The 1995-nt window shown below is 57.1% G+C and carries 2 protein-coding genes; both read right to left on the bottom strand.

The features are described from left to right. On the bottom strand, nt 1–776 hold a 776-nt coding region (locus tag L692_RS0117700), incomplete at its 3' end, for an Nramp family divalent metal transporter (RefSeq protein WP_232238816.1). Between the two features lie 286 nt (nt 777–1062). Further along, the coding region (locus L692_RS0117695; protein ID WP_025701432.1) for an MFS transporter at nt 1063–1995 on the bottom strand (933 nt) is incomplete at its 5' end.

Below are 1995 nucleotides of genomic sequence, written 5' to 3'. Positions count from 1 at the left end.
AAAAGGCCCGCCGCCGACACGATAACCATGGCCATATTAACCGCGCCCGCGATGAACATGGCAATCAGGATGTCGATGAACTCCAGCTTGAAAATTCTCTTCTTCTCGGCATCGTTTCTGCCGACAATCCGGCTTTGGGTGAGCGACGAATGCAGATAGATCGCATGCGGCATGACGGTCGCCCCGAGAATGCCCGCCGCCAGCAGCACGCTGTCCACCCCTTGAAAGCCTGGCGTTACAATGCCATGGAACACTTCCCCCGCGTCGGGTTTGGCCATGACGACCTGGAAAGCGAACGCCAGCACCACGATCAGGATCATGGAGGCGATGCCCGCCTCAAGGGAACGGTAACCTCTCCGCTGCAGCTCAAGTATGGCAAAGGAGCCGGCAGCCGTAATGAGCGCAGCGGGCAGCATCGGGATGTCGAACAGAAGATAAAGGCCGAGCGCCGCTCCGAGAAATTCCGCCAGATCGGTCGCCATGATGACCAGCTCGCTCTGAATCCACAAGAAGAATGAAACTCCCCGGGGGAACCGGTCCCGCGCGACCTCCGGCAAATTGCGGCCGGTGGCGATCCCAAGCTTGGCGGACAAAGACTGGATAAGAACAGCCATCAGGTTGGAGGCTGCAATCACCCAGAGCAGAAGATATCCGTACTTTGAGCCCGCCGTAATATTGGTGGCGAAGTTGCCGGGATCAAGATAAGCGACCGCCGCGATAAAGGCAGGACCGAGGAACGGCAGAATTCGTCCGAGTCCTCTGCTCTTTCCCTGCATTGCTGAGTGGACGGCGAGAAGATCTCTTTCGTGTGACTGGGCCATGCCCAAAGGTTGAGTACGTTCCATCATATCTCTATTCCTCCCCGCCTGAAAATTAGCCAAGCTCATAAAAGTTTACCTAGTGCAACTTTCCTTAAAATTATTATATTCTCCTTTACCCAGATTGTAAACTTGCCCCAGCACCCAAAGCAAAAAATACCCAAAGCAGCGACATGGATTCGTCCCTGCGGTTTGGGTATCAGGAAAGAAATGCTTTAGAAGTACAGCCTGCATTGCTCCAGGGTCAGCGTCTTGTCTCCTTCAGGTCCCACATATAAACGGCCGCCGCCAGCAGAAGCCCGATAAAGGACAGCAGCGCTCCGAACCAGGGCAGCGTGTCCAGCCCCGCATGAGTGATAATGAATCCCCCGAAAAAAGCGCCAAAAGCGTTGCCGAAATTCAGCGCGGAATGATTGGTAGTCGACGCGAGCGCGGGCGCATCCTTCGCCAAATTCATAATCCGGATCTGGAGACCGGGCAGAACCCCGAAAGCGCCGACGCCCCACAAGAATATCGTGACGACCGCGAGCGCCGGAACATGAGCCGAGTAGGCAAAAAAGGCCAGAATAGCAGCCAGGTACGCGTAGAATCCAAGCAGCACGGGCATAAGCTTCCAGTCGGCGAGTCGGCCTCCCAGGATATTCCCCGTCGTCACGCCGACGCCGAACAGCACAAGAATAAGGGCGACGCTGCTCTCCGAGAACCCTGTAATGTCCTCCAGCAGCGGCGTAATATAAGTGAAGACCGTGAACAGACTGCTGCACCCCAGCGCTCCCGTCAGCAGAACAAGCAGCAGCTTCGGTTGGAGCAGCGCGCGAAGCTGGCGCGTCAGGCTGGACGTCTCCTCCGCCTTGATCGTAGGCACCAGCAGCAGAATACCGGCTAGCGACAGCACGCCCATCATAACAACGGCAACGAACGTCGCCCGCCAGCCCAGATGCTGGCCAATAAACGTCCCGATCGGGACGCCGATAATATTGGCGACGGTGAGGCCGGCCATCATTATGGAAACAGCGGCCGCGCGGCGGCCCGGCTTCACAAGACTTGCCGCAATGACGGAGCCGACGCCGAAAAAGGTGCCATGGGCCAGAGCGGTGAACAGTCTCGCTCCCATCAGTACGGTATAATTCGGCGCAAACGCCGCAATGCCGTTGCCTGCGGTGAAGAAGATCATCAG

The sequence above is a fragment of the Paenibacillus forsythiae T98 genome (assembly GCF_000520735.1).
Taxonomy (GTDB): domain Bacteria; phylum Bacillota; class Bacilli; order Paenibacillales; family Paenibacillaceae; genus Paenibacillus_AQ; species Paenibacillus_AQ forsythiae.
Note: the sequence above shows the minus strand (reverse complement) of the source record. Positions and strands in the feature narration are given on the sequence as shown.